General features: G+C 73.8%; 21 protein-coding genes and 1 pseudogene. 10 read left to right on the top strand and 12 right to left on the bottom strand.

Annotated elements, in window-relative coordinates; genetic code table 11:
• Positions 1-3: 3 nt before the first annotated feature.
• From ACLIBK_RS11945 to ACLIBK_RS11955, 3 genes are read left to right on the top strand one after another with little or no spacing between them, the layout of a single operon-like run.
• On the top strand, positions 4-1,695 hold the full coding sequence (locus ACLIBK_RS11945) for a cytochrome c oxidase subunit I (RefSeq protein ID WP_415387561.1): 1,692 nt from the start codon (positions 4-6) through the stop codon (positions 1,693-1,695).
• A complete protein-coding gene (locus tag ACLIBK_RS11950; RefSeq protein WP_415387481.1) occupies positions 1,692-2,315 on the top strand; it encodes a cytochrome c oxidase subunit 3 in 624 nt (207 codons plus the stop codon). The genes ACLIBK_RS11945 and ACLIBK_RS11950 overlap by 4 nt, the downstream gene beginning before the upstream one ends.
• Positions 2,312-2,686 carry a cytochrome C oxidase subunit IV family protein gene (locus ACLIBK_RS11955; protein ID WP_415387482.1) on the top strand — a complete coding sequence of 125 codons (375 nt, stop codon included), beginning with the start codon at positions 2,312-2,314 and terminating at the stop codon, positions 2,684-2,686. The genes ACLIBK_RS11950 and ACLIBK_RS11955 overlap by 4 nt, the downstream gene beginning before the upstream one ends.
• Before the next feature lie 93 nt (positions 2,687-2,779).
• On the opposite strand, the gene ACLIBK_RS11960 is transcribed toward ACLIBK_RS11955, so the two are convergent.
• Entirely contained in the window at positions 2,780-4,276 is a 1,497-nt protein-coding gene (locus tag ACLIBK_RS11960) for an aldehyde dehydrogenase (protein ID WP_415387483.1), read from the bottom strand.
• Positions 4,277-4,867: 591 nt separating this feature from the next.
• Here ACLIBK_RS11960 and ACLIBK_RS11965 point away from each other — a divergent pair.
• On the top strand, positions 4,868-6,454 hold the full coding sequence (locus tag ACLIBK_RS11965; protein WP_415387484.1) for a Na+/H+ antiporter: 1,587 nt from the start codon (positions 4,868-4,870) through the stop codon (positions 6,452-6,454).
• A gap of 31 nt (positions 6,455-6,485) precedes the next feature.
• Here ACLIBK_RS11965 and ACLIBK_RS11970 read toward each other — a convergent pair whose 3' ends face one another.
• From ACLIBK_RS11970 to ACLIBK_RS11990, 5 genes are all read right to left on the bottom strand, one after another.
• Entirely contained in the window at positions 6,486-7,274 is a 789-nt protein-coding gene (locus tag ACLIBK_RS11970; RefSeq protein WP_415387485.1) for an ATP-binding cassette domain-containing protein, read from the bottom strand.
• Positions 7,271-8,227, bottom strand: coding sequence for a sugar ABC transporter substrate-binding protein (locus ACLIBK_RS11975; RefSeq protein WP_415387486.1), 957 nt, complete (start codon positions 8,225-8,227; stop codon positions 7,271-7,273). Before ACLIBK_RS11975 ends, ACLIBK_RS11970 begins: the two co-directional genes overlap by 4 nt.
• Before the next feature lie 17 nt (positions 8,228-8,244).
• Positions 8,245-9,216 (bottom strand): ABC transporter permease, encoded by a 972-nt coding sequence (locus ACLIBK_RS11980; RefSeq protein ID WP_415387487.1) that lies wholly within the window; start codon positions 9,214-9,216, stop codon positions 8,245-8,247.
• A 33-nt stretch (positions 9,217-9,249) separates the two neighbouring features.
• On the bottom strand, positions 9,250-10,785 hold the full coding sequence (locus ACLIBK_RS11985) for a xylulokinase (protein ID WP_415387488.1): 1,536 nt from the start codon (positions 10,783-10,785) through the stop codon (positions 9,250-9,252).
• Between the two features lie 241 nt (positions 10,786-11,026).
• Entirely contained in the window at positions 11,027-11,563 is a 537-nt protein-coding gene (locus tag ACLIBK_RS11990; protein WP_415387489.1) for a septal ring lytic transglycosylase RlpA family protein, read from the bottom strand.
• Positions 11,564-11,843: 280 nt separating this feature from the next.
• Between ACLIBK_RS11990 and ACLIBK_RS11995 the strand changes: the two genes are divergently transcribed.
• Positions 11,844-12,893 carry an SDR family oxidoreductase gene (locus ACLIBK_RS11995; protein WP_415387490.1) on the top strand — a complete coding sequence of 350 codons (1,050 nt, stop codon included), beginning with the start codon at positions 11,844-11,846 and terminating at the stop codon, positions 12,891-12,893.
• Between the two features lie 7 nt (positions 12,894-12,900).
• A complete protein-coding gene (locus ACLIBK_RS12000; RefSeq protein ID WP_415387491.1) occupies positions 12,901-14,109 on the top strand; it encodes a patatin-like phospholipase family protein in 1,209 nt (402 codons plus the stop codon).
• A gap of 256 nt (positions 14,110-14,365) precedes the next feature.
• Here the strand turns inward: ACLIBK_RS12000 and ACLIBK_RS12005 are convergent, their stop codons facing one another.
• From ACLIBK_RS12005 to ACLIBK_RS12030, 6 genes are all read right to left on the bottom strand, one after another.
• Entirely contained in the window at positions 14,366-15,370 is a 1,005-nt protein-coding gene (locus tag ACLIBK_RS12005; protein WP_415387492.1) for a hypothetical protein, read from the bottom strand.
• Positions 15,334-15,828 (bottom strand): MaoC/PaaZ C-terminal domain-containing protein, encoded by a 495-nt coding sequence (locus ACLIBK_RS12010; RefSeq protein ID WP_415387493.1) that lies wholly within the window; start codon positions 15,826-15,828, stop codon positions 15,334-15,336. Before ACLIBK_RS12010 ends, ACLIBK_RS12005 begins: the two co-directional genes overlap by 37 nt.
• On the bottom strand, positions 15,818-16,831 hold the full coding sequence (locus ACLIBK_RS12015; protein ID WP_415387494.1) for an NAD(P)-dependent oxidoreductase: 1,014 nt from the start codon (positions 16,829-16,831) through the stop codon (positions 15,818-15,820). Before ACLIBK_RS12015 ends, ACLIBK_RS12010 begins: the two co-directional genes overlap by 11 nt.
• Positions 16,828-18,672 carry a feruloyl-CoA synthase gene (locus tag ACLIBK_RS12020; RefSeq protein WP_415387495.1) on the bottom strand — a complete coding sequence of 615 codons (1,845 nt, stop codon included), beginning with the start codon at positions 18,670-18,672 and terminating at the stop codon, positions 16,828-16,830. The genes ACLIBK_RS12015 and ACLIBK_RS12020 overlap by 4 nt, the downstream gene beginning before the upstream one ends.
• Before the next feature lie 193 nt (positions 18,673-18,865).
• The gene (locus ACLIBK_RS12025) at positions 18,866-19,618 is read right to left on the bottom strand and encodes a class II aldolase/adducin family protein (RefSeq protein WP_415387496.1); all 753 of its coding nucleotides are present in this window, start codon (positions 19,616-19,618) and stop codon (positions 18,866-18,868) included.
• On the bottom strand, positions 19,618-20,469 hold the full coding sequence (locus ACLIBK_RS12030) for a TetR family transcriptional regulator (RefSeq protein WP_415387497.1): 852 nt from the start codon (positions 20,467-20,469) through the stop codon (positions 19,618-19,620). The genes ACLIBK_RS12025 and ACLIBK_RS12030 overlap by 1 nt, the downstream gene beginning before the upstream one ends.
• A 248-nt stretch (positions 20,470-20,717) precedes the next feature.
• Here ACLIBK_RS12030 and ACLIBK_RS12035 point away from each other — a divergent pair.
• The 4 genes and pseudogenes from ACLIBK_RS12035 to ACLIBK_RS12050 all read left to right on the top strand — a co-directional run.
• Positions 20,718-21,449: pseudogene (locus ACLIBK_RS12035) on the top strand (hypothetical protein); the annotation flags it as partial.
• Positions 21,450-21,494: 45 nt separating this feature from the next.
• The gene (locus ACLIBK_RS12040; protein WP_415387562.1) at positions 21,495-21,923 is read left to right on the top strand and encodes a hypothetical protein; all 429 of its coding nucleotides are present in this window, start codon (positions 21,495-21,497) and stop codon (positions 21,921-21,923) included.
• Positions 21,920-23,443 carry an AMP-binding protein gene (locus ACLIBK_RS12045; protein ID WP_415387498.1) on the top strand — a complete coding sequence of 508 codons (1,524 nt, stop codon included), beginning with the start codon at positions 21,920-21,922 and terminating at the stop codon, positions 23,441-23,443. Before ACLIBK_RS12040 ends, ACLIBK_RS12045 begins: the two co-directional genes overlap by 4 nt.
• A gap of 281 nt (positions 23,444-23,724) precedes the next feature.
• Positions 23,725-24,837 carry a hypothetical protein gene (locus tag ACLIBK_RS12050; protein ID WP_415387499.1) on the top strand — a complete coding sequence of 371 codons (1,113 nt, stop codon included), beginning with the start codon at positions 23,725-23,727 and terminating at the stop codon, positions 24,835-24,837.
• The last annotated feature ends 68 nt before the right edge of the window (positions 24,838-24,905 follow it).

A 24,905-nucleotide genomic window follows, 5' to 3' on the forward strand; every position in this document is an offset into this window, starting at 1 on the left:
GACATGGCCGCCGGGCGCGCGCCCCCGCTGGACGCACCATCCCTGGACGCGCCGCGCGGCGACGCCAGCTACCTGACCGCGGAACCCGGGCTGCTGTCCTGGTTCCTGACCACCGACCACAAGCGCATCGCGCTGCTCTACGCCGCGACGCTGACGGTGTTCTTCTTTATCGGCGGCGCGGCGGCGGTGGCGATCCGCTGGGAATTGTTCACCCCGCGCGCCGACCTGCTGTCGGCCGACGGCTACAACCGCATGTTCACCCTGCACGGCACGGTGATGGTGTGGTTCTTCCTGGTGCCGTCGATCCCCACCACCTTCGGCAACTTCCTGCTGCCGCTGATGATCGGCGCCCGCGACCTGGCCTTTCCGCGGCTGAACCTGCTCTCCTGGTACCTGTACGTCGGCGCCGGCGCCCTGCTGGTCTTCGCTCTGGTGGCGGGCGGGGTGGACACCGGCTGGACCTTCTACACGCCCTTCTCCACCGCCTATTCTAATTCCTACGTGATGCTGGCGGCGCTGGCCGTGGTGCTGGTGGGATTCTCCTCCATCGCCACGGGGGTGAACTTCATCGCCACCGTGCACCTGCTGCGCGCCCCGGGGATGGACTGGTTCCGCCTGCCGCTGCTGGTCTGGGCGGTCTACGGCACCTCCCTGGTGATGGTGCTGGCGACGCCGGTGCTGACCGCGGTGCTGCTGCTGGTGGTGGCCGAGCGCGGCTTCGGCCTGCCGGTCTTCGACCCCGCCCGCGGCGGCGACCCGCTGCTGTTCCAGCACCTGTTCTGGTTCTACTCGCACCCCGCCGTGTACATCATGATCCTGCCCTCCTTCGGCGTGATCAGCGAGATCGTCACCTGCTTCTCGCGCCGCCAGGTCTTCGGCTACACCTTCATGGTCTACGCAATCCTGTGGATCTGCCTGGTGGGCTTCCTGGTCTGGGGCCACCACATGTTCGTGTCGGGCCAGTCGCTCTACGTCAGCCTCGCCTTCTCCTTCCTGAGCTTCGTGATCGCCGTGCCCTCGGCCATCAAGGTGTTCAACTGGACCTTCACGCTGTACCGCGGCCAGATCACCTTCGCCGCGCCGATGCTCTACGCGCTGGGCTTCATCGGGCTGTTCACGATCGGCGGGCTGACCGGGCTGTTCCTGGCCTCCATCCCGATCGACGTGCACGTCACCGACACCTACTATGTCGTGGCGCATTTCCACTTCATCATGGTGGGCGGCGCGGTGTCGGCCTTCTACGGCGGGCTGCACTTCTGGTGGCCCAAGGTCACCGGCCGGATGCCCCCCGACGCCTGGGCGCGCTTCGCCGCGATCCTGATGTTCTTCGGCTTCTCCTTCACCTTCTTTCCCATGTTCATCATGGGCTTCCTGGGCATGCCGCGGCGCTACCAGATCTACCCGCAGGAATTCCAGGTCTGGCACGTGCTGTCCTCGGCGGGCGCGGTGCTGCTGGCGGCGGCCTACCTGCTGCCGATGGGCTACCTGGCCTGGTCGCTGATCTGGGGCCGGCGCGCGCCCGAGGACCCCTGGGACGCCACGGGGCTGGAATGGCGCACCGCCTCGCCGCCGCCGCGCGACAACTTCCGCTCGCCGCCGGTGGTGGACACCGGCCCCTACGCCTACCACGACGACGTGGAGGGCCCGCGCCACGACGTGCGCGCGCCGCACCGCAACCAGGGCCGCGAAACGTGAGCGGCGCGCTGCGCGAGCCCTGGGGCAGCCTGCGCCGGCAGCGCGAGGCGGCCTCCTTCGGCACCTGGGTCTTCCTGGGCAGCGAGGCGCTGCTCTTCGCCGGGCTGATCCTGGCCTTCGCCTTCAACCGCGCCCTGCACCCCGAGGCCTTCGCCGCGGCGGGGCACGAGACCAACCTCGTCTTCGGCATGGCCAACACGCTGGTGCTGCTGACCAGCAGCCTCGCGGCGGCGGTGGCGGCGGAAGCCGCCCGCGCCCGGCTGCGGACGCTGGCGCTGCGGGCGCTGGGGCTGACGATCCTGCTCGGCTTCCTGTTCCTGGCCATCAAGGGCTTTGAGTGGCGCGAGGATGTCCGCGAGCACCTGTTTCCCGGCCAGGGCTTCAGGCTGGAACAGCCGGAAGCGCAGATCTTCTTCGCCCTGTACTGGATCACCACGGCGCTGCACGGGCTGCACCTGTGCGGCGGCCTGGGCGCGCTGGGCTGGCTGTTCTGGCAGGCCTGGCGCGGCACCCGGCCGCTGGAAAGCCCGGCCTTCGAGGCGGCGGCGCTGTACTGGCACCTCGTGGACGTGGTCTGGGTGTTCCTGTTCCCGCTGCTCTACCTCGGGGGGCGGGTGTGACCGGGCTGGGCGAGGACCTGCCGCGCGACGCCCGCACCATCCTGCGCCGCGGCCTGCTGGTCTGGGGCGCGCTGGTGGTCCTGGCGGCGGCCACGGTGCTGCTGGCCTTCGTGCCGCTGGGCCGGCTCAACATGGCCGCCAGCCTGGGCATCGCCGCGGCCAAGGCGCTGCTGATCGCGCTGTTCTTCATGAACCTGCGCCGCCCCGACCCGCTGCTGCGGCTGGCCGGCTTCGCGTCGCTGCTGTGGATCGGCTTCCTGTTCGCGCTGACCTTCGCCGATCAGCTGACCCGCGCCCCCGTGACCCAGCCCGGCACGGTCACGCCCCGCACCTTGTCCTCCGGGCCCGGCACCGGCCAGCGCCAGTTCTGATCGGCCGGGCGGTTCCGGGTGGCCGTGCCGGCCAGGGGGGCGTCGCCCCCTGGCCACGGTCGGGCCGCCGAGCCCGGCGGCCCCCCCCGCGGATCAGTGCGCCCCGGGCGTCGCCGCCGGGGGCTCCGAGGCGGCCGGCGGGAAGGGGTACTGGCCCGGCTGGGTTTCCACGGTGATCCAGCGCAGGTCGGTGAACTCGGCGATCCCCGCGCGCCCGCCGAAGCGGCCGTAGCCGGACGCCTTCACGCCGCCGAAGGGCATCTGCGCCTCGTCGTGCACGGTGGGGCCGTTGACGTGGCAGATGCCGCTCTCGATGCGCCGGGCCAGGGCGATGCCGCGCGCCACGTCGCGGGTGAAGATCGCCGCCGACAACCCGTATTCCGTGTCGTTGGCCACCTGCACGGCCTCCTCCGCGTCGCGCACGCGGATCATGGACACCACGGGCCCGAAGGACTCCTCGTTGTAGATCTCCATGTCGGGGGTCACGCGGTCCAGGATGGAGGCCGGCATCACCGTGCCCTGGCGCGGGCCGCCGCCCAGCAGCACCGCGCCCTTGGCGGTGGCGTCGGCGATCAGCCGGTCCACCTTGGCCGCCGCCGCCTCATCGACCACCGAGCCGAGGAACACGTTGCCGGAACGCGGGTCGCCCACCGGCAGCTTCGCCACGAAGGCGGCGAGGCGGCGGCCGAACTCCTCGGCGATGCCCTCCACCACCACCAGCCGCTCGGTGGACATGCAGATCTGGCCCTGGTTCATGAAGGCGCCGAAGGTCGCGGCCTTCACCGCCTCGTCGAGGTCGGCATCCTCCAGCACGATCATCGGCGCCTTGCCGCCCAGTTCCAGCAGCACCGGCTTCAGGTGCTCCGCCGCCAGCTTGGCGATGATGCGGCCGACCTTGGTAGAGCCGGTGAAGTTGATCCGCTTGACCGCCTTGTGCGCCACCAGCGCTTCCACCACCGCCGGCGCGTCGGCCGCGGAATGCGTCACCACGTTCAGCACGCCCGGCGGCAGCCCGGCCTCGCGCAGCACCTGGCCGATCAGCCGGTGCGTGGCGGGGCAGGTTTCCGACGCCTTCAGCACCACCGTGTTGCCGCAGGCCAGCGGCAGCGCCAGGGCGCGCACGCCCAGGATCACCGGCGCGTTCCAGGGCGCCATGCCCAGCACCACGCCGGCGGGCTGGCGGATCGCCATGGCCAGGCAGCCCGGCTTGTCGGAGGGGATGACCTCGCCGGTGGTCTGGGTGGTCATCGCCGCCGCCTCGCGCAGCATCCCGGCCGCGAGGTGGACGTTGAACCCGGCCCAGCCGGCGGTGGCGCCGATCTCCTCGGCCATCAGGCGGATGAACTCGGGCGTCCGGGCGTCCAGCCCGTCCGCGGCCTTGAGCAGCAGCGCCCGGCGCGCGTTGGGGCCCAGCGCGGCCCAGGCGGGAAAGGCCGCCGCCGCGGCATCCGCCGCCGCCACCGCGTCCGCCACCGTGGCCGCGGCGGCGCGGCTCGCGACCTCGCCGGTCACGGGGTTGCGCCGCTCGAAAGTGGCGTTGCCCGTGGCGGGCAGGTCCCGTTCGCCGATCAGCAGGGCGACGTCCAGCATGGTGCTTCTCCCGTTCCGCGCCTTGATCGGCGCTTGGTGGCCTCCGGGTGGCAGGGCAGCGCCGCGGGGTCCCGGCGCATCGCCCGCCCCCGCGCTCGCCGTGCCCTGCCGCCCGCCCAGGACCGGGCGGCCGCAGGGCCGGCCCTCGCCCGCCACCCCGATCCGGGCGGCCGACGGCGTCGGCCGGGCCCGGAGTTCCCATATCCGATAGCGGAAAACCCCGCCCCTGGGCAGCGGGCCAGGAGCGGCCGGAGGCAGCCGTTGCCGAAAATTCGCCGCCGCCGCCGGAACTCGTCCCTCTGGGCGCCGGGCCTGCCTTTCCCGGCCGGCATCGGGTGGAGCCCGCCGGAACCGCGCCCCCGAACCGCGCTTCCGGGATCACGCGCCCAGGACCGGACCTCCGGCACCACGCCGGTCGCCGCCCGTCGAGCCGGCTCCCGCTCTCCGGCAGTTCCCCACGGGGCACCCCTCGCCCCCCGGCAGCAGGTCGCCTCCCCTGCCCGGCCACGGCTGTTCCGCTCCGCCCCGGGCCGCGTAGAATCGCCCGGCAGCAGCGCGGCGCCGGGCCGCGCCGCATCGGGAAGAAACCGCATGTCGCCGGTGGGGCAGCTCGAGTTCATCCTGTGCCTGATGCTGGCGGTGCTGGCGCTGGCCCTCGTGGCGCGCCGCCTCGACCTGCCGCCGGCCGCGGCCTTTATCCTCGGCGGCGGCGTGCTGGCGCTGGTGCCGGGCGTGCCGGCGCTGGAGCTGAACCCGGAACTGGTGCTGGTGCTGTTCCTGCCGCCCCTGCTGATGAGCGGCGCCTATTTCACCGTGTGGCGGGAATTCCGCGCCAACGTCGCCGGCATCCTGCTGCTGGCGGTGGGCGCCGTGGTGTTCACCACCCTGCTGGTGGGGGTCGTCACGCACTGGCTGCTGCCCGGCCTGCCCTGGGCGGTGTGCTTCGCGCTGGGCGCCATCGTGTCGCCGCCGGATGCCGTGGCGGCGGAAGCGGTGCTGGAACGGTTGCAGCTGCCCTCCCGCGTCACCGCGCTGCTGCAGGGCGAGAGCCTGCTGAACGACGCCGCCGGGCTGGTGCTGTTCCGCTTCGCCGTAGCCGCGGCGCTGACCGGCAGCTTCAGCATCGGGGACGGGGCGGTCACCTTCGGGCTGCTGGCGGTGGGCGGCGTCGCGGTGGGCCTCGCCGTGGGCTGGGTGGGCATGGCCGTGCTGCGCCGGCTGGATGACACCCAGCTCGCCATCACCACCACGCTGCTGCTGCCCTGGGCCTCCTATATCGGCGGCGAGCACCTGCACGTCTCCGGCGTGCTGGCCACCGTGGCCTGCGGCATGCTGCTGGGCTGGCACCAGCACGCCGACCTTTCAGCCGGCACGCGCATCCGCGCCCATGCCTTCTGGCAGGTGCTGGTGTTTATCCTGGAATCCCTGGTGTTCATCCTGATCGGCCTGTCGCTGCGCGGCGTGCTGTCGCGGCTGGGCAGCGCCGCGGAGGCCACGGAAGCGCTGCTGCTGCCGGTGGCCGCGGTGGTCGCCACCGTGATCCTGTCGCGCTTCGTCTGGGTCTTCGGCTCGGACCTGCTGCGGCGGCTGTTCCGGCGCTGGCGTCCGGGCTCCGGCCCCGCCCCCTCCTTTGCCGTGGCCACCGTCATGAGCTGGGCCGGCATGCGCGGCGTGGTCAGCCTGGCCGCGGCCCTGGCCCTGCCGGAGGAGCTGCCCGGCCGCGACTTCGTGCTGGTGGCGACCTTCGGCGTGATCCTGGTCACGGTGCTGGTGCAGGGCGGCACGCTGGGCCCGCTGATCCGCCGCCTGGGCCTGGACGGTGCCGAGGAGCGCGACCCGAGCCAGCTGCCGGAGGAGGTCGCCTGGTCGCGCGTGGCGCAGGCACAGCTGGCGGTGGTGGCCGCGGCCTCACGGCAGGAGGACGGCACCGAGCGGCACCCGCGGCTGCTGGAACAATACGGCTACCGGGCGCGCATCTCCGTCAACTATGCCGCGAACCGGGACATCTACCGGCCAGACGAGATCGCGCATTTCACGGTGGTGCTGCAGGCCATCCAGGCCGGGCGGGCCGAGATCCTGCGCATGCACCGCGCCGGCGAGATCCACGACCACGTGCTGGCCGCGCTGGAACAGGAGCTCGACCTGCAGCAGATGGTGGCCGAGCTGTCGCGCGGCTGAACGGACGGCGTCCCCCCGGTTACGGGGCCGGTCACGCCCGCAGCGGCACCGTGCCGGCGGCAGCGGCCGCGTCGCCCTCCTGCCCGGTCATCACCATATGCGCCAGCGTGTCGGCATCCAGCCCCGCGGTGGGGCGGTCGATCACCTTGCGGCCGCTCTTCAGGATCGCCACCCGCGTCGCCACGGCACAGACATCGGCCATGTTGTGGCTGACCAGCAGCACGGCGCGGCCTTCCGCGTGCAGCCGCCGGATCAGCTGCAGCACCACCGCGGTTTCCTTCACCCCCAGCGCGGCGGTGGGCTCGTCCAGGATGATTAGCCCGGCCTGCCAGCGCAGCGCGCGGGCCAGGGCCACGGCCTGCCGCTGCCCGCCGGACAGCCGCTCCACCGGCGTCGCCATCTCCGTCACCGCGGCGCCCAGGCGGCCCATGAAGCCCGCCGCCTCGCGCGTCATGCGGCGCTTGTCCAGCAGCCGTAGGACGCCCAGGCCCCGCGTCAGCTCGCTGCCCAGGAAGATGTTCTGCGCGATCGACATGCGCGGCGCGAGCGCCAGGTCCTGGTAGATGGTGGCGATGCCCTGCCGCAGCGCATCCTCCGGCGAGCGCAGCACCAGCGGCGCGCCGCGCCACAGCAGCGTGCCGCCCGTGGGCGGATGCGCGCCGGCGATCACCTTCACCAGGCTCGACTTGCCGGCGCCGTTGTCGCCGCACAGCGCCAGCACCTCGCCCGCGCGGATCTCCAGGTCGACCCCGCGCACGGCCTGCACCGCGCCATAGGCGCGCTGGATGCCGTGCAGCGAGAGCAGCGGCGCTTCGCTCACGGGTTCAGGTATTGCCGGACGTTGTTGGCGTCCACCAGCGCCGCATCCAGCAGCATGTAGGGCCCCGCATTGACGCTGGCGGGCGGCTGCTTGCGCACCGCCACCGCCTCCACCGCCGCCACGGCGCGGCGGCCCATCTCCTCGAAGGGAATGGCCACCGTGGCCATCAGCGTGGATTCCGGGTCGGCGATGCGGCGATAGGTTTCGGCGCCGCCGTCGATGGACACCACCGGCACTTGGCCCTTCTTCATCCCCTGCGCCTGCAACAGGTCGTCGATGATGTAGGCCTGCCCGTCGAAGGAGGCCCAGAGCCCCTGAAAGCGCCCGCGATGGCGCAGCAGCAGCGCCTGCATCCCCGCCCGCACGTCGTCCTGCCAGCTGGCGGTGCGCGCCATGCTGTGGCTGCCCAGCACGGAAACCGCCTGGTTCTCCGACAACACGGCGTCCAGCATCTTGCCGCGGATGCGCGTGCCGACATTGCCGTCGAAGCGCTCCGTGAGGATGGCACCGCGGTAGTTCATCCGCCCCAGCAGCCACAGCGCCGCCTGCGCGCCCACCTGGTACTCATTCACGGCGACGTCGAACAGCGTGTGCGGCGAGGTGCCGGACATCACCGTGACCACCGGGATGCCAGCGGCCCTGGCAGCCTCGAACTGCGCGTCCGCCTCGGTGGGCTTGCCCATGCAGACGATGATGGCGCCGGGCTTGCGCTGCACCAGCGCGCCGAACTGCTCGGCATGCTTGGGCAGCGAGCCTTCGGAGTTGAGCAGCGACACGTTCCAGCCCTTCTCGCGCGCCGCCGCAGCCGCGGCATTGGCCGCGCGCGCATGGGTTTCCGAGGACATCTGGAAGCCGATCACGGCGAGGCTGAATTCCTGCGCCGCCGCCCGCCGCGTGGCGAGGGTGGCCGCCGCCAGCGTGGCGGTGATGGCGAAGTCGCGTCTGGACAGCATGAAACCGTTCCCTCGATTCAGGTGGCGTTGCCGAAATTCAGCGTCTTGGTGAAGGCGGTGCGCCGCATCGCGGTGGCCGACAGCGCCACCGAGCCGAGGATGATGCAGCCCAGCACGATGTCCTGCGTGTAGTAGGGCGCGTCCAGCAGCACGAGCCCGTTGCCCAGCGCCTTGAGCGTGAAGGCCGCGATCAGCGTGCCGCCGATATTGGGCCGCCCCGGCTCGATCATGGTCATGCCCAGCAGCACCGCCGCGATGGCGTAGAGGAACAGGTCGTTGGCCATGCCCGGCGCCGCCGAGGACAGGCTGGCGGCCAGCAGCACCGCCGTCACGCCGGCCAGCAGCCCGGCCAGCCCCAGCCCCAGCCGCTTCATCCGGCCAGTGCGGATGCCGGCCAGCCGCGCCGCCTCCTCCGCCTCGCCGGTGGCCAGCATGTGCAGCCCGGTGCGGGTGGATTTCAGCAGGATCGCCGCCGCCCCGGCCACGAGCAGCAGCCACCACACCAGGTTCGGCACGCCCAAAAGGCTGCCGCGTGCCAGCCCGGTGAAGTCGCGCGGCCAGCGGCCCACAAAGGCCACGCCCTGGGTGATGGCGAAGCCCGTGCCCTTGGCGATGGCCGCGGTGCCCAGCGTCGCGATCAGCGAGGGCACCTTGAGCAGCGTCACCGCCGCCCCGTTCAGCAGCCCCGCCAGCAACCCCGTGCCCAGGCCCGCCGCCACGGCCAGCGCCGGTGCTGCGCCGCCCTGGATCAGCGCCCCCGTCACCACCGCGGCGAGGCTCGCCACCTCGGCGATCGACAGGTCCAGCTCCGCTGTGGCCAGCGCCAGCGCGAAGCCCACCGCGATGATCGCCAGGAAGCTGGTGTCTTGCAGGATGCCGGCGAGGTTGGCCGGCGTGGCGAAGTTCGGCGCCGACACGGCAAAGAACAGCAGCACCAGCAGCCCGGCGATCGCCGTCCCGAACCGTTGCAGCACCCGCCGCATGCGCATCCCTTTGCCGAAACCCCGTGCGCCTTCACCGCATCAATTCGGCGAGGGGTCAAGCCTCGGCGGCGTGCGCAGCGCGGCCAGCGCCGGGGCCAGCGGGCGGGCCGCCGCCACCGCCGCGGTCCAGGCGGCAAACAGCGGCGCGTAGGCCGCGTGGCGCACCGGGTCGGGCGCGTGCCGCCGCGCCACCCGCACCAGCACCGCCTGCGCCGCGGCGAGGTCCGGAAAGGCACCCAGCCCCGTCCAGGCCACGGCGGCAGCGCCCAGCAGCCCGGGCTCCGCCGCCTCCCCCACGATCACCGGGCGGCCGCAGAGATCGGCCTTGATGCCGCACCAGGCGGGGTTGCCAGCCCCGCCGCCGCCGATGCGGATTTCCGCCACCCGCTGTCCCAGCGCCGCTTCCGCCCGTTCCAGCACCGTGCGGTTGAGGCAGGCGAGGCCTTCCAGTACCGCGAAGGCCAGGTCGGTCGGCCCGTGCCGCCGGTTGAGCCCGAGAAAGGCGCCGCGCAGCGCCGGGTCCCAGAAGGGCGTGCGCTCGCCCTGCAGGAAGGGCAGGAAGATCGCCGGCGCCGCGTCGCGCGGGCCCGCCAGCAGCCGGTCCAGCGCCGCGCCCGCATCCGGCCCGGCCGCCGCCGCGGCGTCTCGCCCACCCGCCCCCGCCAGAAGGTCCAGCACCCAGGCGATGCCGTCGCCGCCGGACTGGCTGGGCCCGCCGAGCTGCTGTGCCCGCTCGCCCCAGTCCACGCTGGGCAGGCCGGGCGCGACGGCCGCCTCGGCGCCGATCACGCCGAAGACCTCGGTGGTGCCGGCGATGTTGTAGGCCAGCCCCGGCCGCATCGCGCCCAGCCCGACCACGGCCGCCCAGGTGTCGTTGGAGAGGGAGAACACGGCCCGTCCGGCCAGCTGTCCCAGCGCGCCGGGCAGCCCCTCCCGCACCGTGCCGAGCTGCGCCGTGGGCAACAGTTCCGGCACCACCACCCCGGCGCCGAGGCCGAGGCGATCCAGCAACCGGCCCCCGCGCGTGTCGGGGGCCGCCGCCGCGGCCAGCCGGGCGCCCGAGACGCGGTCCGTGGCCATCCGGCCGGTCAGCCGGAAATTCAGGAAATCCTTGGGGTCCAGCACGGCGCCGAGGCGGCCGAAGCGTTCCGGCTCCCGCTCCCGCAGCCAGGCGAGGCGGGCGGCAGGGTGGAAGGCGTTCAGCTGCGCGGTTTCCGGCCAGTCCGCCGGCAAGGTCGCCGCCAGCGCTTCGGCCACCCCGGCGGCGCGGCGGTCGGCCCAGGTGATGGCCGGGCGCAGCACCCGCCCGTCGCGGTCCAGGAAAACCTGCGTGCGGGTGATGCCGCAGATCGCCACCGCCCGCACCGCCTCGAAGGCTGCGCCCGCCGCGTCCTCCAGCACCCGCGCCGCGTCCTGCAGCAGCCGCCACCAGTCTTCCGGGTCGATCTCGGAACGCTCACCTTCCACCGGCAGGCGGGCGGGCGCCTGGTGCTGCCAGCGGACATGGCCGGCCGCATCCAGCAGGGCGGCGCGGAAGCTGCTGCTGCCGAGGTCGCAGGCGAGAACGAGGCTCATGGCGCCGGGCCGATGTCCTGACCGGAAGGGTGCGGGAAGGCCGGGGGAGTGAACTCCCCCGGCCCCCCTCCTTTTTTCGGGAGCAAGAGAGCCCCGGCGGCCACCGGCGCACCCCAAGACTCCCGAAAACAGAAGGGGGTCCGGGGGAATACCTCCCCCCGGCTTGCTGCTTCCACCCAGTCCGAACAAAGACCCGGCGGTTTCATGCGCGAGTGGCCGACACGGCCAGCCTGGACCAGGTCTAGTCCCGCGGCCTGTCGCTGACCGCCGTGGCGGCAATCTGCCCGGCCAGCCCAGTGCCCTCGCCCAGCCGCACCGTGCCGTCGGGCTGCGGCACCGCCAGCGGCGCCACCTTGACCCGCACCACCCCGGCATTCAGCCCGATGGTGCGCGCGATGCCCGGGCTGAGGTCCAGCAGCCGGTCGCTGCCGGCCATGCCGAGATCCTGCACCTGCACCATGGTGACCTGGCCGTTTTCCAGGTTGGTCACGCGCAGCGTGGTGCCCAGCGGCAGCACGCTGCTGGCCGCCACGGCGCCGGCGGGGTCGAAAGGCGGGCCGTAGGCCAGGCGCTCGCCGGGGGCGCGGTTGGTCATCACCCCCGCCTGCCCTTGCCGCGCCCGGCCGGAATGGTCGCTGCCCGCGCGGCTGGTGACCCGCCCGGGGCGGGTCAGCGTGACCACGGAACCGTCCCGGTCAGGCGGCGCGGCCGCGACGGGGACGCAGAGCGTCGCTGCGCTCAGGCCCAATCCGAACACCACCCGATACCACGCTGTCATCGCTGGAACTCCGATGCGGCGATTCTAGCGGAAACATGGCGGCGATGGGCAGCGATTCGGGCGGATTTCCGGCAACACCCGAGCACGGAATGGTGACGCAGCGGCCCGCCGGAACCGGGCGCGGGATGCCTGACGCCGCTGTGACCCCGCCGCCCCGGCAACCGCGCCGCGACACCGCTCGTTAGCCGACCAAACCCCCGCTGCAATCCGTGACCGGCGCCGGAAGTCGAGGCTTCCGCCCGCGATCCGCACATCCAGCGCAGCCCATCAGGAATCCGCGATGCCCTCGCACACCGACACCCCCGTGGTGGTCATCACCGGCGCGTCCAGCGGCATCGGCCGCGCCACGGCGCAGGCCTTTGCCCGGCGCGGCGCCAACCTCGTTCTCGCCGCGCGCCGCACGGAAATGCTCGAGGAAGCCGTGCGGGAATGCGAGGCGCTGGGCGGCAAGGCGCTGGCCGTGACCACCGACGTGACGGAGGAAGACCAGGTCGAGGTGCTCGGCCGCCGCGCCCTGGACCGCTTCGGCCGCATCGACGTCTGGTTCAACAATGCCGGCGTCGGCGCCTTCGGCCGCCTGGAATCCATCCCGATGGAGGCCTGGCGGCGGGTGATCGAGATCAACCTCTTCGGCTACGTCCACGGCGCCAAGGTCGCGATGCGGCAGTTCCGCGCCCAGGGCCACGGCGTGCTGGTGCAGAACGCCTCCATCGTCGGCCAGACCGCCAAGCCGGACGGCACCGCCTACGCCACCAGCAAATTCGCCATCCGCGGCTTCTCCGAAGCCCTGCGGCAGGAGGTGCTGGACCAGCCGGGCATCCAGATCTGCACCGTGCTGCCCTCGGTGATCGACACGCCCTTCTTCCAGCACGCCGCCAACTACAGCGGCCGCCGCGTGCGCGCGGCCCCGCCCGTCTACACGGCGGAGGAAGTGGCCGATGCCGTGGTGGCGCTGGCCGCGCAGCCGCAGGCCGAGGTGATCGTGGGCGGCTTCGGCAAGCTCGCCGCCGCGCAGAAGCAGCTGGCGCCGGGCTTCACCACTTGGTTCACCGGCCGCGCCCTGCACACCGGCTTCCTGTCGGAGGAACCGAGCGGCGACACCGCCGGCATCCTGTTCGAGCCGACGCATGACGGCCAGGGCGTCGGCGGCGGCTGGCGCGCCAGCCCCGAGAGCGGCGGCGCGGGCCTCGCGGCGGTGACCTCGCTGGCGGCGCTGCCGCTCGACCTGGCGGCGCTGCCCTTCCGCATGGCCGATATCGGCCTGACCGCCACCTTCCGTGCCCTGGAAACCCTGACGCCGCCCGGCCCGCCCGGGCCGGTGTCGAAGTAGCGCGCGCATGGACGGCGCAACGCTGCCGCCCCACCCCGAAGCCGACGCCCCGCCCGCGCAGGGTGGGCCGCGGGGGGCCGAACCGGTTGGCCGAGCGGCGCCCCCGGCCTGCGCCCTGGTGCTGTCGGGCGGCGTCGCCCTGGGCGCCTTCGAGGCCGGGGCCTTCGCGGCCCTGGCCGAGGCGGGCGGCCTCGTCCCGGACTGGCTGGTGGGCACCTCCATCGGAGCGGTGAACGCCGCCATCATCGCCGGCAACCCGCCGGAACGGCGGGTGGAGCGGCTGCGGGGCTTCTGGGACGCGATGGCGGGCGACCCCTTCCCGCTCGCCTCCTTCTGGTTCGGCCCGCCGCCGGCCAGCGGCGCCTGGCGGGACGTCCACAACCAGGCCGCCGCCTGGCAGTCCCTGCTGCTCGGCCGGCCCGGCCTGTTCCAGTCGCGCTTGGCGCCCGGCGCGCTGGCGGGCAAGGTACCGTCGCTGTTCGACCTGCAGCCCCTGCGCGCCCGCCTGCCGGAATGGCTCGACTTCGACCGGCTCAACGGCGCCGGCGCCCCCCGGCTCACCATCCTGGCCACGGAACTCGGCACCGGCGAGCGGGTGGTGTTCGACACGGCGCGCGGCGACCGGATCGGCCCGGACCACCTGCTGGCCTCCTGCGCCCTGCTGCCGCTCTTCTCCCCGGTGGAGGTGGAAGGGCGCCTCCTGGCCGATGGCGGCTTCGCGGCCAACACGGCGCTGGACCTGGTGCTGGACGCGCCCCTTTCCGGCGACCTGACCTGCTTCGCGGTGGAGCTTTTCGCCCGTCACGGCAGCGTGCCGCGAACCCTGCCGGCCGCGCTGGCGCGGGCGGGCGACCTCGCCTTCGGCAACCAGACGCAACGCCTGCTGGAAGGCCGCGGGCAGGCGCAGCGCTGGCGCGCCCTGTTCGGGCGCCTCGCGGCGCAGTTGCCGCCGGAGTTGCGCAACCGGCCGGAGGTCGCCGCCATCCTGGCGGAGGCCGGGGACGCGAAGCGTTCCGCCACCCTGCTGCTGCTGGGCTACCGCGCCGCAATGGACGAGGCCGGGCCCGGCAAGTTCTTCGACTTTTCGCGCGCCACCCTGGCGGATCGCTGGGTGGCGGGCAGCCGCGGCATGCGGGACGCGCTGCAACGGCTGACCTCGCCGGCCGGCGGCACCGCGCTGGCGCCGGGCCTGCTGCTGCACGAGGTGGAGGCCTGAGGCTTCGCCGCCGCGCCGGCAGCCCGCGCGCGGCCGGGCGCACCGCCGCGGGCGGGGAGCCGGTGCTCGCGCGGCCAACCCGTCGACCCAGCCGCGCCCACGGCGGCCACGGACCCCGGCCGCCCCGATCTCGGCGCAGCCCGATCGCAGTCCGACCCGGGTGCAGTTCATCCGGGCTCAGTCCATCCCGGGCCAAGGCTGATCCGGACTTAGCCCGCCCCGCGCTCGGGCCGACCCGACCTGCGGCCACCCAGGCCTAGGCCGGACCGGCCTCGCCGGCGGCCGGCGCCGGGGCCGCGCCGGCCGCGCTCGCCCCCGCGACGTTCATCGCCAGCATTCCCGCGGCCAGCCGCGTCAGCCAGCGCGCGGCGCGCAGCCGCACCGCGGCCTGCCCGTCCACCCCGTCCGGCAGGGTGCAGCCCGCCAGGGTGATGGCGGTGCCGAGGATGCGCGCTTCCAGCGCCGCGGCCAGCGCTTCCGGCGCGGCGTCGCGGCCGAACTCCCGGTCCACCGCCTCGCCCGCGCGGTCGATCTCCGCTTCCACCCGCCCATCCTCCGCCGCCAGGCCGAGAATCTCGGCCGGCGGGTCCGGCTCCTCGCCCGACAGGACCGCCATCAGCCCCATGGCGGCGATCAGCGACTGCATCGCCCCGCTGGTGTCGTTGCCGCGGGACGCGAAGGCGCCGTAGGCCACGGCCAGCGCCGCCTCGCCCAGCACCTCCCGCGCTTCCGGATCCAGCGCCTCGATGGCGGGGGATTCGCCCTCCGGCGCGGCCTCGGCGGCATCCACCCCGGGCATGGACGGCACGCCGCCATCGGCAAAGGCGCGCGTGAGGGTGGCGAGAGCGTCGAACAGGCGCTGCTCGGAAACGGCAACCATGGTGTGCCTCCTTGAACTGCTGGCCGGACCCAGCCGATCCGCGGTGTGCGCCGCGCGTCCCAGCACCCGGCAGGCGCTGCCCCGCGACGCGATCCTCCTGGGGCCTGGCCGACGGCCCCCGCCCGCAAACGCCGGCCGGGCGGAATGGGTGCCGGTTGCATCCCGAACTTGATGCGCGCAGGGGTGACGGCCGCGCGGACCGCCACGCACCAGCGGCGGCAACGGCAGCCGCAGCCGCAGCCGCAGCCGCAGCCGCAGCCGCAGCCGCAACGCTAGCGCCAGCGCCAGCGCCAGCGCCAGCGCCAGCGCCAGCGCCAGCGCCAGCGCCAGCGCCGCTGCCGCGCCTACTCCGCCGCGTCGAGCAGGAAGGCCACGATCCACTCGGCCGCGATCACCGGCCGGCCGCCGCTTTCCCGCTCGGCGGACACGCCCAGGTGCAGCCGCACCATCGGCCCGGGGGCGTCGCGCAGCCCCTGCAGCACCACCCGCCCGCGCACCGGCTCCCCGGCCTTCAGCGCGCCGAGGATGCGGACCTTGTCGTAGCCGTAGTTCAGCGGCACCGCGGGTTCCGGCAGCCAGGCGCCGACCGCGCGGATCCAGGCCCCAAAGCGCGCCATCAGCAGCGAGGCCTGCACCAGCGGCGCCCCGAAGCGCGAGGCCGCGGCGCGCTCGGCATCGGTGTGGATCCACAGATCCTCCCCGGTCAGCGCGCCGTAGGCGCGAATGGCCGCGAGGTCGTGGCTTTCCCACGCCGTGGTGCCCAGCTCCTCGCCCACGCGCCCGCGCAGCGCCCCCAGCGCCGCCGCCACCGCGTCGCGCCCCGTTGCCTCAGCGGGCATCGTGGCGCGCCCGGTCCAGCAGGTGCGCATTGACGCAGCTGCGCAGCACCCCGTCGCGCAGCGCGTCCAGGGCGGTGCGGATCGCCAGCCGCCGCAGGTCGGCCGCGGCATCGGGGCTGAGGAAGCCGATATGCGGCGTCAGGATCAGCCGCCCTGCCAACCAGGCCTCGCCGGCGGCATGGGCGCGCAGCAGCGGATGCGCCGGGTCGGGCGGCTCGTCGGGCAGCACGTCCAGCGCCGCGCCGCCGAGCCGGCCGGCGCGCAGCGCGTCGTGCAGCGCGTCGAGGTCGAGGATCTCGCCGCGCGCGGTGTTCACCAGCAGCGCGCCGGGCTTCATCCGCGCCAGGGTGGCCGCGCCGAACAGCCCGCGCGTGGCGGGGGTCAGCGGCACGTGCAGGCTGACCATGTCCGCCTCGGCCAGCGCGGCACCGAGGTCGTCCGCCCGCTCCATCCCCAGCGCCAGTTCCAGCCCCGGCGGGCGGCGCGGTGCGTAGAAGCTCACCCGCATGTCGAAGGCCGCCGCCCGCCGCGCCACCGCCAGGCCGATATTGCCCAGCCCCACCACCAGCAGCCGCGCCCCGCGCAGCCGGCGCGCCACCGGCTGGGCGACGCGCCAGTCCCAGCTGCCGGGCCGGCTGCGCTGGGCGGCATCGGCCACCACCACGCCGCGGGCGAGGGCCAGCAGCAGCGCCATCGCGTGGTCCGCCACCTCCGTGGTGCCGTAGTCCGGCACGTTGCACACGGCGATGCCCGCGCGCCCGAACGCCTCCAGGTCCACGTTGTCGTAGCCGGCGGCGGAACGCACCAGCACCTTGCAGCGCGTCATCCGCGCCGCCAGCGCGGCGTCGAAGCGGCGGCGATGCGTGGCGATCACCGCCCGCGCCGCGGCCCAGTCGGCCTCCGCCACCTCGCCCTCCCGGTGCAGCCGCACGGGTTCCGGGGCGGCGGCCGCGCGCTCGGCGGCGTGGTCGTCGGGAAACAGCGCGTCGGGAAAGAAGATCACGGCCGCAGCACCGCCGGGTCGGCATCGTCGAACAGGGTCGCCACCAGCGCGGGGCGGCGCGCCACCGCCAGCTTCTGGTTGATATGCCCCTTGTCCGTGGTTTCCCCCGCCGCGAGGGAGGGCACGTCGTGGATCGGCAGCACCCGCGCGATCCGCCGGCTGGACGCCGAGTTGTCGCGGTTGAACGCCGCGATCGCGTCGCGCAGCCGCTCGCGCAGCGCCGGCAGCGCGGCCAGTTCCGGCAGCGTCATCTCGGGGCGGCCGAAGATTTCGCGCCCGGCGGACAGGTTGGGGATGGCCAGCACGCCCAGTTCGGTGCGGTTCTCCCCCACCACCAGCACGTCCTCCAGCAGCGGCGAGGCCGCGGCCACCACGGCGGTGCGCAGGTTGCCCACCTGCACCCAGGTGCCGCTCTGCAGCTTGAACTGGTCGGTCAGCCGGCCCTCGAACAGCAGCCCGCGCGACGGATCGTCGGGGTCGACGAAGCGCACGGCGTCGCCCGAGCGGTACCAGCCTTCCGCGTCGAAGGCCGCCGCCGTCAGCGCCGGCTCGCGGTGGTAGCCGGGCGTCAGGTTAGGGCCCCTGGCGCGCAGCTCCAGCTTGTCCGCCACCGGCACCAGCTTTACCGCCGAGCCCGGGATCGGCAGGCCGATCATGCCCGGACGGCCCTCGTGCCAGTGCAGGCTGGTGTGCAGCGGCGCCATCTCCGTCATGCCGTAGGAGGACACCATCGGCACCCGCGCGCCGCGTGCCGCCACCGACAGCCGTTCCAGCGCCTCCCACAGCGGCGGCGGCATGGAGGCCGCGGAATACACGATGCAGTCCAGCTCCGCGAAGAAGCGCCGCGCCAGCACCGCGTCGCGCGCCAGGTGGAAAGCGAGCCGGTCGTAGCCCTGCGGCACGTTGAAGTGCAGCGTGGGCGACACCTGCCGCAAGGCGTGCAGCGTCGGCGCGAAGGCGGCGTCGGTGGTCGGCTTGCCGCGGTCGATGTGGTAGGTGCCGCCGTTACTGAGGGCGGCGTGGAAGTTGTGGCTGCTGCCGCCGCAATGGTGCCAGGGCTGCCAGTCCATCACCACCGGCGGCCGCTCGCCCAGGAAGGGAAACAGCTGCCGCTGCGCCTGGGCGTTGGAGCACATCATGCGGTGGGTGTTGATCACCGGCTTGGGCTCCCCAGTGGAGCCCGAGGTGAACAGGATCTTGGCCGGCGCGTCCGGGTCCACCGCCGCGAAGGCGGCCTCCACCGCCGGGCCCGGCACGGTGTCCAGCAGTGCGGCGAAGGGCAGCGCCTGGCGCCGGCCCGGCGGCGGCCGGGTCTCGAACACCACCGGCACGTCCTCGGGCAGGGCCGCCACCGCCTCGGCAAAGGCCTCGCCGTCATCCACCAGCACCAGCGCCGGCGCCGCGGCGCGCAGGCAGGACAGCAGCCGTCCGCGCGCTTCGGGCCGCAGCGAATAGGCGGGCGAGATCGGGGCCACGGGGATGCCGACCTGCAGCGCCGCCAGGGTCAGCAGCGCGTGCGGCAAGCTCTTCTCGGACAACAGGGCGACCGGCCGGTCCGCGCCCAGGCCGCGGTCCAGCAGCGCCTGCGACAGCGCGTCGCAGTGCCGGCGCAGTTCCGCGTAGGTGATGCCGCGCGGCTGCCCCTGCTCGTCCCAGTCCCCCAGCGCCAGCCGCTCCGGCGCCGCCGCGGCCCAGCGCCGCACCCAGTCGCCGACCTGCCGGTCATAGGGCGCGAGCTCGATCGCGTGCCGCAGCACCAGGCAGCCATCCGCGTCGCGCGACACCCGCGCCCCGGGCGGCGCGAAGCCGCTCGGCGATGGCCCGGCGTTGATCTCAGCCACGTTGCGTTCCTGCCCTCTCGTCATCGTCGCGCCTGTTTCGACCGGCGGGGGGAAAGCAAGCCGGGGGGAAGTATCCCCCCGGACCCCCTTCTATTTTCGGGAGTTCGGGGGTGCCTTTCAGGGCACCCCAAACTCCCGAAAGAAGGAGGGGGCCCGGAGGAGTTCACTCCCCCGGCCTTTCCCCCATCGCCCGTCAGCCCCGCCAGTCCGGATAGGTCCGGTCCAGCAGCCGCAGCAGCGCCGGCCATTCCAGCACGTGTGGCCCCACCGGGTAGCTCCACAGCTGCTCCGCCGTGTGGGCGCAGACTTCCGGCGGCGGCAGGTGCAGCGGCACCCCCATCGCCAGCGCGTCCACCTGGGCGCGGCAGGCCAGGTCCAGCTGGTACATCAGGCTGAAGGCCTCGGCGCAGTCGCGGCCGCAGGTCAGCAAACCGTGGTTGCGCAGCACCATGGCGCGGTGCGGCCCGAGATCGGCGATCAGCCGGTCACGCTCGGCCATGTTGAAGGCCAAGCCCTCGTAGTCGTGGTAGCCCAGGCGGCCGTAGAAGATCATCGACTTCTGGCACACCGGCAGCAGCCCGTCGCGCAGCGCCGACACCGCCATGCCCGCCCGGGTGTGGGCGTGCATCACGCAGTGCGCGTCCTCGCGCGCCATGTGCAGCGCGCTGTGGATCACGAAGCCCGCCTCGTTCACCCGCCCTTCGCCGGCCACCACGCGGCCATCCGCGTCGATGCGGATCAGGCTCGACGCCGTGATCTCCGAGAACAGCGTGCCGAAGGGGTTGAGCAGGAAATGGTCGGTGCCGGGCACGCGCAGCGAGATGTGGGTGTAGACGATGTCGTCCAGCCCGAAATGCGCCGCCAGCCGGTAGCAGGCGGCGAGGTCCAGCCGCGCCTGCCGCTCCGCCGCATCACCCATCCCGGGCACCTCGCTCGCCGCGTCCATCACGCCTTCTCCCCCGTCATGCCGCGCCGCGCCGAACCGGGTTGCGCCGGATCGGCCCGCGCCGAACTGGCCCGCGCCGAACCGGACAGCGCCGAATTGGATGGCCCCGAACCGGATGGTGCCGAACCGGATGGCGCCGAATTGGCTCGCGCCGAGCCGGATAGTGCCGAACCGGACAGATCCGAACCGGATGCCGCCGGCACGGCCCCTGCCGCGCCGGGCCGCAGCAGCCCGCCCAGCGCCAGGGTGGTGTAGCTGCGCACGAGATCGGCCATCGCCACGCCGCCATCCGGCCGGTACCAGCCGGACACCCCGTTGCACATGCCCAGGATCGCGAAGGCGGCCATCTTGGGCTCGTGCGCCGGGTCGAACTCGCCCGTCGCCTGCCCCTGCCGCACCAGCTCCACCCAGTGCTGCTCGTAGCGCTTCCACACGCGGCGCAGCTCCATCAGCCCGGGCGCCGGGTCCTGGCCGGACAGTTCGCGGAACGCCACGCTCATCTCGAGGTAGTTGGGGTTGAAGCGTTCCAGGTGGCTGCCGATCGCCAGCGCCAGCCGCGCCGCGGCGGGGGCGTCCAGCGCCATCAGCCGCTCCATGCCGTGCAGCAGCGCCTCGCTCTGCGGCCGGATCACGTCGCACAGGATCTCGGTCTTGTCGCGGTAGTAGTAGTACACCGCCTCCCGCCGCAGCCCGACCGCCGCGGCGATGTCCTCCAGCGAGGTATGCGCCACGCCCTGGCGGCCGAAGATTTCCGCCGCCCGGCGCAGAATCTCGCCCCGGCGGCGGCCGCGCCGCGCCGGCGCCGGTTCTCCCGCCTCGGGCTCCCGGCGCCGCGTGGGCAGCGCGCTCACCCGCGCCACGCCGCCGCCCCGCCGTCCCGGCGCGGGCGCACCGCCGCCGCGCCGCCCCCGGGCCGCACCGCCGCACCGCCGACCAGCCCGCTGAACCGCACCCCGGACACCCCCGCCATGCCGCGCAGGTTAGAAGGCGTTTTACGGCAACGTAAACAGCCAATCGCACGGAAGCGAGCGGGGATGTTGCTTTCCGCGCCGGGGTGTGGAGGATTCTACGCCGGCATAAAAAACAGCGGGGTCACCCGATGCGAGCGGCAGCCATTCCCTACGGCGCCTACTGGAGTACGCCCTTCAGCAAGTGGCAAGGCGCGCTGGCGCACCTGCACGCCCTGCTCTTCGCCGCCCACGTGGCGCGCGACGCCCTGGCCCGGCGCGGCATCGAGCCCTCCGTGTTCGACGGCGGCGTGCTGGGCAGCACCGTGCCGCAGCGCGGCATCTTCTACGGCCTGCCCTGGCTGATGGGGGAGCTGGGCGCGCCCGGCGTCGCCGGCCCCACGGTGAACCAGGCCTGCGCCACCGGCGTGCGCTCGCTCGCCCTGGCCGCGTCGGAGGTGCGCGACGGCGCCGCCAGCACCGTGCTGGCGGTCTGCGCCGACCGCGTCAGCAACGGGCCGCTGCTGTACCACCCCGACCCATCAGGCCCCGGCGGCCACGGCGCGCACGAGGACTGGGTGCTGGACAACTTCGCCCGCGACCCCTTCGCCAAGCTGCCCATGGTCGCCACCGCCGAGAACGTCGCCCGCCGCTTCGGGATCGAGCGCGCCGAGCAGGACGCCGTGACCCTGCTGCGCTACGAGCAGTACGGCGCCGCCCTGGCCGACGACCGCGCCTTCCAGCGCCGCTACATGGACCTGCCCTTCGCCGTGCCGGACGCCAAGTTCCGCCGCAGCGTCGCCACGATGGACGGCGACGAGGGCATCCACCCCACCACCGCCGAGGGCTTGGCGAAGCTCAAGCCGGCCACGGAGGGCGGCAGCGTCACCTTCGGCGGCCAGACCCACCCGGCCGACGGCAGCGCCGCGATGGTGGTCACCACGCCCGAGCGCGCGCGGGAATTGTCGCGCCGCCCCGAGGTCGCCGTGCGGCTGCTGGGCTTCGGCTCCGCCCGCGCCGAGCCCGGCTACATGCCGGAAGCGCCGATCCCCGCCAGCCGGCGCGCGCTGGACGCGGCGGGGCTGGGCATCGCCGACATGGACGCCATCAAGTCGCACAACCCCTTCGTGGTGAACGACATCGCCTTCTGCCGCGCCTTCGGCCTCGCGCCGGAGCGGATGAACAATTTCGGCTGCTCCCTGGTCTGGGGCCACCCGCAGGGCCCCACCGGGCTGCGCGGGGTCATCGAGCTGATCGAGGAGCTGGCGGGGCGCGGCGGCGGCCGCGGCTTGTTCCTGGGCTGCGCCGCCGGGGATTCCGCCATGGCCGCCGTGGTCGAGGTGGGCGACGCGCGATGAGCGCCCCGCTGCCGCCGGTCCACCCCACCGTGGTGCACATGCTGGCCGAGGCCGCGCGCCGCCACCCCGGCGGCGAGGCCCTGGTCTGCGGCGAGGAACGGCTGAACTACGCGGAATACCTCGGCGCCGTGGGCGGCTTCGCGCGCGAACTGCAGGGGCGCGGCGTGGCCGGCGGGCGCGTGGCGCTGCTGCTGGGCAACTGCGTGGACCTCGCGATCGCCACCTTCGCGGTGCAGGCCGCCGGCGCCCAGGTGGTGGCGCTCAACCCCGGCTACACCGCGCACGAGCTGGAACCGATCCTGGCCGACGCCGCCCCGGCGCTGGTGCTGCACGGGCCGGACACCGCGGCCGCGCTGGCCCCGATTGCCGAACGGCTCGGCATCCCCGGCACCCTGGCGGTGGGGCCGGGCGCGCGCCGCCTGGCCGCCGTGCCGCCCGCGCCGCTGCCCGCCCTGCCCGATCCCGAGAGCCCGTCCACGCTGCAATACACCGGCGGCACCACCGGCCGCTCCAAGGGCGTGGAGCTGATCCACCGCACCGTGTCGCTCAACGTCAGCCAGCGCGAAGCCCTGCTGCCCACGGCGCCCGGCGACGAGCGGGTGCTGGCCATCACGCCGCTGTTCCACGTCTACGCCACGGCGATGTGCCTCTACCTCGCGGCCTATTGCCGCGGCGCGCTGGTGATCCTGCCGCGCTACCACCCGCAGCTGGTGCTGGAAGCCATCGCCCGGGAACGCATCACCCTGTTCTCCGGCAGCCCCACGATCTTCAACGGGCTGATGGGCTACGAAGGCTTCGCGAACACCGACTTCTCTTCCCTGCGCCTGTGCTTTTCCGGCGCCTCGGCCCTGGCGCCGGCCACGCTGGACCGCTGGGAGGCCGCCACCGGCGCCCGGGTCTGCGAGGGCTTCGGCCTGTCGGAAAGCGGCCCGGTGCTGGCCTTCAACCCGCGCCACGGTGTTCGCAAGCCCGGCTCGGTGGGCGTGCCGGTGCCGGACACGCGCATCGAGATCGTGGACACCGAGGCCGGCACCCGCGTCCTGCCGCCGCGCGAGCCGGGCGAGATCCGGGTGCGCGGCCCGCAGCTGATGCGTGGCTACCGCAACCTGCCGGACCAGACCGCCGCGGCGCTGCGCAACGGCTGGCTCTACACCGGCGACATCGGCTGGCTGGACGAGGACGGCTACCTCCACATCTCCGACCGCAAGAAGGACATGGCCATCGTGTCCGGCTTCAACGTCTTTCCGCGCGAGGTGGAGGAAGCCCTGCTCCTGCACCCCGCGGTGGCCGAGGCTGCGGTGGTCGGCACCCCCGACAGCTATCGCGGCGAAGCGCTGGTGGCCTTCGTGGTGCCGCGCCCCGGCCAGGCCGTGGCCGCCGCGCCGCTGGAGCAGCACCTGCAGGACCGGCTGGCCGGCTACAAGGTGCCGCGCCGCTACCAGGCGCTGCCGGCACTGCCGAAAACCGTGGTCGGCAAGGTGGACAAGCAGGCGCTGCGCCAGCTCGCTGCGGGGAACTGAAGCAGGCCGGGGGGAAGTATCCCCCCGGTCCCCCTTCTATTTTCGGGAGTTTGCGCGCGCGCGCCTGGCCACGGGCGCACCCGAAAACTCCCGAAAAAAGGAGGGGGACCGGGGGAGTTCACTCCCCCGGCCTTCCCCACCCCACCGGCACCGGCGTGCAACCCGGTCCGGGATTCGGCGCTGGGGAGGAGGGATGCTAGATCGCCGGGGTATCCGATGGATCGCCGCGGGGACCGGTCGCGCCCGCCCTCCGGCGAGGCTGCGGAAAAGGAGCGCACGGCTTGAAGGTCATCATGGTTCCCTGCGTCGAGGGCGGCATCGGCCACGTGTCGCGCACGGCGACGCTGGCCCGGGCGCTGCGCCGCCTGGATCCCACGGTAGAGGTGGACTACGTCCTCGACACTGTGCGGCTGCGGCCGGTCAACGCCGAGATGACCATGCAGATGGGCTACCGGCCGCGCCTGCTGCCGCCGCTGTCGCGCGACAACCGCGACGCCGTGACCCGCGCCTGCCTGGGCGATGCCGACGTGATCGTGGACGACACCGCGCGCTACCTCCTGCCGCTGCGCGCCTGCGTGCCCCAGGCCGCCTGGGTGTCCATCCCCATCCACCCCGTGGGCGACGAGCTGTTCGGCGACTGGCCCTTCATGGCGCAGATGGACGCCTTTATCTGGGCCTACGCGCCGCTGGTGGGCCTGCCGCCGGAATTGGCGATGTTTGCCGACAAGGTCACCGAGACCGGCCCCTTCCTGGACCTCGGCGGCGTGCCGGACCGAAACGCGGCGCGCGCCGCGCTGGGCCTGCGCCCCGAGGAGCCGATGCTGCTCTACGCCGTGCGGAACTTCCCCTTCGGCCGCGAGTTCGGCCACCGCGTGGTGGGCAGCCTCTACGGCGCGGCCGAGGCGCTGCGCCGCACCACCCACCCCGCGCTGCGGCTGCACCTGCTGGCGGTCAAGGACCGCGAGGAGCTGCGCGGCGTCCCCGGTGTGCCGGACGAGCTGCCGGACTGGGTGCATGTCCACGGCGTGATGCCGCAGCCGGACGCGCTGCTGCACATCCGCGCCGCCGACCTGCTGCTCGGCGAAGGCACCAGCACGGTGCACGAAGGAGCGGCGCTGCGCACGCCGATGGTGCTGGTGCCCGGCCCGATCAGCGAAACCCTGCTGCTGGCCCGCGGCCTCAAGCGCAACAACGCGGCGCCCTGCTTCGAGCCCGCGGAGCTGAGCCCGGACGCGCTGGCCCAGGCCTTCCGCGCCGTGCTGGACAACCGCGCCGAAACCGCGGCGATGCTGGACCGCGCCCATTCCCTGGTGACCGGCGGCGGCGGCGTGGATGCCGCGGCGCGGCTGGTGCTGGAGATCGGCGCGAAGCGGCTGGCCGCGCGCAAGGCCTGACCCCGCCGACGCCGCGCCGCGCGCCCCGAGGACCGGGAACCGCCTCCCCGGCGCGCGGTGCCCCCGGA

The organism is Roseomonas sp. BN140053 (genome assembly GCF_047690175.1).
GTDB lineage: Bacteria > Pseudomonadota > Alphaproteobacteria > Acetobacterales > Acetobacteraceae > Roseomonas.